The 7380-nt window shown below is 58.4% G+C and carries 6 protein-coding genes; 4 read left to right on the forward strand and 2 right to left on the reverse strand.

What is annotated here, in order from left to right; translation table 11 throughout:
* Window positions 1-81: 81 nt before the first annotated feature.
* Window positions 82-936 (reverse strand): MurR/RpiR family transcriptional regulator, encoded by an 855-nt coding sequence (locus RW092_RS11205; RefSeq protein WP_316010227.1) that lies wholly within the window; start codon window positions 934-936, stop codon window positions 82-84.
* A gap of 187 nt (window positions 937-1123) precedes the next feature.
* Between RW092_RS11205 and RW092_RS11210 the strand changes: the two genes are divergently transcribed.
* The 4 genes from RW092_RS11210 to RW092_RS11225 are packed head-to-tail and all read left to right on the forward strand — an operon-like array spanning window position 1124 to window position 5455.
* Window positions 1124-2011: a DUF8171 family membrane protein gene (locus RW092_RS11210; protein WP_316010228.1), complete on the forward strand. Its 888-nt coding sequence runs from the start codon at window positions 1124-1126 to the stop codon at window positions 2009-2011.
* Window positions 2004-3854, forward strand: a complete 1851-nt coding sequence (locus RW092_RS11215) for an ABC transporter ATP-binding protein (protein WP_316010229.1) — start codon at window positions 2004-2006, stop codon at window positions 3852-3854. The genes RW092_RS11210 and RW092_RS11215 overlap by 8 nt, the downstream gene beginning before the upstream one ends.
* On the forward strand, window positions 3829-4650 hold the full coding sequence (locus tag RW092_RS11220; protein WP_316010230.1) for an energy-coupling factor transporter transmembrane component T family protein: 822 nt from the start codon (window positions 3829-3831) through the stop codon (window positions 4648-4650). The genes RW092_RS11215 and RW092_RS11220 overlap by 26 nt, the downstream gene beginning before the upstream one ends.
* A gap of 19 nt (window positions 4651-4669) precedes the next feature.
* On the forward strand, window positions 4670-5455 hold the full coding sequence (locus RW092_RS11225) for a PHP domain-containing protein (protein ID WP_316010231.1): 786 nt from the start codon (window positions 4670-4672) through the stop codon (window positions 5453-5455).
* Between the two features lie 51 nt (window positions 5456-5506).
* On the opposite strand, the gene RW092_RS11230 is transcribed toward RW092_RS11225, so the two are convergent.
* Complete coding sequence (locus RW092_RS11230; RefSeq protein ID WP_316010232.1) at window positions 5507-7312, reverse strand: acid phosphatase; 1806 nt, start codon at window positions 7310-7312, stop codon at window positions 5507-5509.
* Between the last annotated feature and the right edge of the window lie 68 nt (window positions 7313-7380).

The following is a 7380-nucleotide window of genomic DNA, read 5'->3' on the forward strand; positions in this document are numbered from 1 at the left end:
AAATTACGTGAGTGAACCATTATCCTTCGGTAACATTTTTATATGAGTTGACACGGGATGAGCGCCCGCCAGCCACCAACTTCAAGCCTTCCCCCGCGGCAGCTTATCCGCATACCTGGCCCGCAGTTCTCCCAAGTACTCCAGCTTGGCCAGCACCTTCTCTTTATTAAGTAGTCCGATGCTCAAGATCATCTGCTCGATCAGCAGCAGCGGCGTCACCATCGAATGAAATTCTCCCAAGTCCCCCCGGCTCACGTAAAAAGCAGCGTTCACCTGCGCACCGTACCGGAACTCCTCGCGGTCCGTCACCATGACGGCCGAGCAACCGATCCGCTTGACGCAGTCGAGGATCACCTCGGTCTCCGGCAGCAGCCGGGTGAAGTTGAACAGCAGCACGACATCCTCCCGCTGCACATGGGCCAGCGACTCCAGCAGCTCATGGCCGCTGGCCGCCATCATCCGCACCGACATCCCGAATCGCGACAACCGATAAAATAACAGCTCTCCCAACGCCACGGAAGGCCCCGGTGCGTAGACGTAAATCCGTCTAGCCCCAGCCATCAAGGCGGCGGCGTGCTTTAACTCCTCTGGATCGGTCCGTTCCGCCGTTTCCCGCAGGTGAAGGCTCGTTTGCTCCAGCAGCTTCAGCGGCAAGCTCGACGGATCGAGCCGGGAGATGGTTGCCTCCAGCTTATGCGCCGGCGTCGTATCAATGGCTTGGCGAAGCCGCAAGCGGAAGTCTTTGCCGTTCTCGTATCCCGCCGTCCGCCAAAAGCGCGACACCGTGGCAATACTCATGCCCACCCGATCCGCCAACTCCTGCTCGGTCATGAACAACGCCTCGTCGGGGTGCCGCTCGATGAAATCGGCGATTTTTTGATGGCCGGGGGAGAACTTCACTTGCTTCGCAAATAGTTGATTCCGATACTTCGACATGGGCTCCGCTCCTTAGGGTCTCGTTCTGTTCTGCTCCTATTCTAACAAGCCATTGTTATGTAAATTTATTTACATCATTTTCACTATGTAAAAAATATTACAATCCGTTGACATACACCCACGCCTCATTTAATACTCGGCCTCTACACTTTGGGAAGAACGACTCATTAAAGGAGGTTTTCCCTTCATGAACCGTAAAACCCTGTACACCCTCACGTCCTCGCAAAAAATGATGATTTTCGTCCTCTCCATGTCCCTGTACGGCTTGTCCAACATGTTCACCGAGCTCATCCCCGAGTTTCGCCTCGGGCCGATCGAACTCTCGGTGGAGTACTTCGCGTTTATCCCGCTCACGTTGTGCATGCTGTTCCACCCGCTGTATGCGGCGGTCGGGGCGGCGCTGGGCGAGGTGATTTTCGGCGAGCTGATGCTGGGACAATTCGGCGGACTGGGCGAGCTGGAAAAATTCCTGACCTTCTCCTTCGCCATGTACGTAGCCGGACGGATGGTCCGTAACCCGCAAAACCGCCTGCAAGTCGGCATCGCCGCCATCACGGGCGTCATCATCCATCAGCTGTGCAGCAGCCTGGTCGACATCGGCAAAGTCTGGATCGGCGTAGAAGAATTCGAAGCCGTGCCCGGGCTGGCGCAAAGCGTCGTCATCGTAGAAGGCGTGGGCTTCCTGAACGACGTGCTGTTCTCCGGCATCCTGTTCGCTCTGCTGCCTACCCTCTACCTGGTGCCTAGACTCTATGGAAAAATCGAGCCGCTCCTTGGCATCAAACCGCGCGAAAAATCCACCAAATACGAAGCCGCCGGCGTCATTTCGCCGAAGCTGGTGTTAAGCGGCATCGCGCTGGCGCTGATCGCTTTTGGCGCGGAATCGCTGTCCGAGACGGACTGGAACTTCGGCGAGTGGGACAGCGGCTTGGCTGACAGGTTGGGCTCGGGCGCTATCTGGCTCAGCATCGCAGCCGCAGCCGTAGTAGCCATCATTGTCCTGCTGATCATGCGGGCCAAACGGACGCGCAGCATCCAAACCGGGGACGAGTCCGAGAACCTGCCGTATGCTTAATCCGAACAACGAAACCCGCGGCTCCGTGATTGAAATCCGCAACGTGTCGTTTACTTACCCGGGCTCGGAGCTGCCGGTGCTGAATGAGGTGAACCTGACGATTGAACCGGGGTCCTTCACCGCCATCATCGGCGGCAACGGCTCCGGCAAATCAACGTTGTGCAAGCTGCTGAACGGGCTGATCCCACATTATTATTCCGGCGACTTTGAAGGCGAGGTCTACATTCACGGCCAATCTACCTCGCAAAAAACCGTCGCCCAACTCTCCCGCCGCGTCGGCTACGTCTATCAGGACTTCGACAACCAGCTCGTGCGGCCCACCGTGCTGGATGAGGCCTGCTTCGCCCCGCTGAACTACGGGCTGCCCGACTACAAGGACCGGGCGCTCCACGCTTTGGAGCTCTGCGGCCTGACCCATTTGCAGCAACGCTACATTTGGGAGCTAAGCGGCGGACAAAAGCATCTGCTCGCCCTAGCCGGGGCCCTGTCGCTGGGCGCAGAGATCCTGATCGTCGACGAGCCGGTGTCCCAGCTCGATCCGAGTCATGCCCGTCAGGTCTACGAAGTGCTTCGTGAGCTAAACCAGAACCACGGCAAGACGATCATCGTCATCGAGCATCATTCGGAGTTTATCGCCGACTATTGTCAGGAGGTCTGCCTGTTGGATCAAGGCCGGGTGTTGTGGAAACGCCCGGTCTCCGAAGCCCTGAACCGCCTGGGCGATCTACAGCGGCTAGGCATTCAGCCGCCCGAGGTGACCCAGGCCGCAGCTTATCTAGCGATCCTGCAGGAAGCCAACGCTTCTACGCGGCGTAATCCCAACGAGAAGCAACCCCGGCAGGCGATTTATCCGATTACGACCGAAGCCGCAATCCCTTATTTTCAGCGGCAGCTTCCAACACTAGTGGAGGAAACAGCTGCTCCATGGGCCAGCACCAGTTCCCTATCCGACCAGAGTGATGTCCAACAGCCCAACGCCCAACGGAACCCCGTCATCCGGTTCAACGGGGTCTCCCTGAACTACCGCACGATCCGCAAAGCAGAGCGAACCGTGCTGCATGGCATCGACTTGACGCTCTATGAAGGCGAGCGGATCGCGCTCATCGGCAACAACGGCGCGGGCAAGTCGTCGCTGCTGAAGCTGATCGCCGGGATTGCCAAGCCGTCCGACGGCAGCGTCACCGTCCTCCAGCAGGATACCCGCAGCATCTCCATCGAGCAGTTGTCGCGGGACGTCGCCTTTGTCTTCCAGAACCCGGAAGACATGTTCATCGAAGATAGCGTACGCAAAGAGATCGCGTATTGCCTGAAACGACGCGGCTACCCAGACGCGGAAGATACGCTGCAACGCATGCTGCACAGCTTCCGGCTGGAGCCGCTGCAGGACCGCGACGCGCGCCTCCTGAGCGGCGGCCAGCAGCGTCGCGTCTCGCTTGCCATCGGGGCGGCGATCCGGCCCGCGATCATGCTGCTCGACGAGCCGACGGCCAATCTCGATCTGGCCACGCGCGAAGAGCTGCTGGGCACGCTGGAGGAGCTGAACCAGCACGTCCGCACCGTGCTGATCGCCACGCATGACATGCAGCTCGTCCATCGCTGGGCGACGCGCGTCGTCGTCATGCACGACGGCCGGGTGCTGGCGGACGGGACGGCGGCGCAGGTCTTCGCCAGCCCCGAGCTGATCCGCCGCGCTGGCCTGGCGCTGACGCAAAGCATGGAGCTGTCCGCCGCCCTCGGCCTTCAGCCGCCCTGCGGATCGCCGACCGAGCTGGCCGACCACCTATACCGCATCCTCACCGGAAAGGAGACCCACCCGCATGCAGCTCGTCCGCAACTGGTTTAACAAAATCTCGCTCGACCGCATCCAGCTCGAATTAATGAACACGGCCTACGGCAGCGGCCATGCTTCCCTTTCCCGGCTGGATCCGCGGGGATTGCTGATTTGGTATCTTTTTTTCGCCATCGTCCCTTGGTTTCTTAACAGCTACGTTGTCTTAGCTGGCATGTGCCTGTTCGTCATCATCACGACGGTGTTGTCCCGGGTCACGCCGTTTATCATCCTCGTGCTCTGCCTCGGTCTGATCGGACAGGTGGGATGGCTGTTTATCATCTCCCTGTTCTTCGGAGGAGATATCTCCTCCGCCTTGCCGCTGCTTAAGCTTACGCTAAAGCTGTCCATCGTCTCGCTCGCCAGCATCACCGTATTCTCCGGCATGGATCCGGAAAAAATCAGCGACGGCCTGCTCGCCCTCGGCGTCCCCGCCGCCTTCTCGTTTAGCTTGTCCTACGGCTACCGTATTCTGCCGGTATTGTTCGAGGAGTTCCGCAACGTGCTGCTCTCCTACCGGTTGCGCGGCAAAGCGCCCGAACGGCACGGCGTCCTCTATTGGCGGCTAGGCGCGTATTATTTGAAGCTGCTGGTGTACGCTTTTTTCCCGCTGATGCTGGCGACGGCCAAACGCTCCCGCACCACCGTAGAAGCGTTGGAAACGCGCGGCTTCTCGTACGGCATGAACAACCCCGCCGCCAAGAAGCTTAAGCTGTCGCATTTGAAGCTGCAGCGGCGCGATGTACTTTTTCTAGGCGGATCGGCGCTTTATGTAGCGCTATTGTTCTGGACTTCCGCTACTCTTAACTAACCAACAAGGAGTTGTTTTGATGCGCATCGACCTGCACACCCACGCCAAATTATCCAAGGCCACCGATTTCTCGCCGGCCTATTATAAGGAAATGATTGCCGAAGCCAAGGCGAACGGGCTAAATGCCCTCGCTTTGACGGAGCATTTTAATACGCGCAACTTCCATGAGGTCTACGACAATCTCGACCGCCTGTACCCTTTTAATGGCGAATACTACGAGGCCGATGGCCTCCGGATCTTCCCCGGCATGGAGGTGGATATCCGCGAAACCGGCCACATTCTGCTGATCGGGCGCAAGGAGCCTATTCTGGAGGTTCGCCACGCGCTGGACAACTATACGGAAAAAGGCTCCTTTATCCCCTTCAACGAGCTGATGACGTTGGCCGAACGCTACCCTTTGCTCAAAATTGGCGCGCATCCGTTCCGCGTCTCCACCCCGCTTCATCATCTGGAGCCGGAGCAGCTGCGACGGTTGGACGCTTTTGACCTGAACGCCAAGGATATGTACGAATACGGCAACGAAGTGAATCACGCCAACGTGGAACGCTTCGCCGCCGAGCTCGGGAAGCCGGTGACCGCCGGGAGCGACACCCATCAGTGCCTGCAATACGGCAGCTTGTATAACGAGCTGCATCACCCCTGCGATTCCGTCGCCGAGTTGAAGCAGGCCATCTTAAGCGGGGCCTACGAGCTGCGCGTCGCCGACAGCTTGCCTCTCCAGGTCAAAGCCTCCGTCATGCTAAAGAAGCTGCTGAAACGCCTAGCCCAGTTGGAAGAGCCCACCCCCACGTTAGCCGATGCCTAAAAATAACCAGCCCCCGGAGCCAACACTCCGGGGGCTGATCTTATCTCACCATTACTTCTTCGTAATCAACAACTGCACGCTATGTGCGTTATAGATCGTTTTCGCTTGCGTTTTCGCCGGCAAGCCGTTCACTTCAACGGAAGCGAAGGCGCTTTTCGCCTCGTACTCGCCGCTCGTGATCACCGTAATCCGCTGGTTCTCCGACAGCTCCATACCGCTCAGATCCACGCGCAGCTTGCCGCCGTACGTGGCGTTGCCTTTAATGCGGAGCGGTCCGCTATCCGATCCGGCTAAAGCCAGCTCCAGCGTCCCTTTCGACGTTTGCTTGAAGTTGCCGGAGACGATCAGCTCGCCGGGAACGTTTTTGCGCAAAATCCCGCCGTTGTTCACGACATGCCCGTTCCCCCAAGCCGTCGCCGAGCTGCCGATCAGCGTGCCTTGCTCCAGCTGCACTCCGCCCAGGAACGTATTGTTGCCCGTAAGCTCCAATGTCCCGGTTCCTTGCTTGATCAATTTCCCGTAACCGGAAATATCGTTACGCCATTGGTCTGCCGCGTGGAATCCGCCTTTCGCCGCATCCATCGTTACCGTGACATCGTTCACGAGAGCCCCGTAACCATCCGCCGCCGCAAACAGATTCAGACGGCCCCAGCCTTCTTCATCGTCCAGCAGCGGGTAGCCCGACGGCAGTCCCGTCGTCGCCAACACCCAGCGGCGTTGCGTATCGTCCAGATAAGGCAAGCGCGTTTCCAGCAGCACTTCGGCCCCTTCCGGTACCGTCATGGCTTTGCCCTGCTCGTGAATCAGCGGAAAATCGTACGTCAGCCGCTCGGTGAATTTCTGCTTATTGCTCTCGTAATCGCTATACGGATCCGTGCCCGTGCCCACTTGGTTCAGCAGCGTCGTATGGGCCTCCTGGTAGGCCGCTTCCTTCAGGCTCTGATTCTCGGGATCGTTCAGGATCGCGGCGGACAACGCCGTAGCCATCACCCGTCCCCCCATCACGTCCAGCGGAGAATGCATCCCGGCCACAATGCGGTCATGGCCCAAATCGGAGGCGCGTGTCAGCAGCTCCTGATACCGCTCCGGTACGGCGTAAGCCATGGCGATGGCCGCCAGGTACGCAGCGTTGGTATGTCCGCTTGGGAATCCGCCGTCATTGGTCGGATCCGGATTTTTGGCCGGAACCAGCGTCGGTAGTACGCTAACCTCCTCGCTCCAACGGAACGGACGAGGGTATTGATAATACCCTTTGGACGGATTCGTCGAGGAATAGTTCCCCCGCAACGTTTTCACCAGCTTCACCATGTTCCCCAGCTTGGATTCAGGATCGCCTTCGCCCGTTCCTTTATCGTCATATTTGACCTCGGTCGCATCCGCAGGGATATCCAGGATCGTGGTCTTGGCCCCCGCCAGTTGACGATACACGTCAGCCAGCGGACCTAATCCGTCGATCACGCTGTAGCTTTGATTGCGCCGGTCATCGAGATACGCGGCTTTCCCTTCGGCCTCCGTACGTTTCGTCGTGATCTCAACCACCTTCTGAATATTGGCGTCTAGGACCGTTTGATTCAACACCGTGCCGCCATCCCAGGTCTTCCCTGGGGTCCACAGTTCGAGATAACCCGAGAGTACCTTTAGAGCCGGGTTGGATTCAACCGTTGCATTCTCCTTCACGTTGTTCTGGTACCGATCCACAAAAGCCCCCGAAGACGCCTCAACCGGAGCCACGCTAGAAGGGTACACCTGAGCCTGAGCGGAGACGTTCGCACTCGCCACGCCGGCGCTGCCCAGCGGACTTGCCACCGCCAGCGAGAGAAGTAGGGTGGATACGATGGTTGTTTTTACCTTGTTCATGATGTAGATCATTCCTCCCACTATAAATTAATGTTTTCTTGCATTTGCTCACGATTTCTTAGGTGTGT

Origin of the sequence: Paenibacillus sp. 3LSP (assembly GCF_032465655.1) — a bacterium.
Lineage (GTDB): Bacteria > Bacillota > Bacilli > Paenibacillales > Paenibacillaceae > Fontibacillus > Fontibacillus barengoltzii.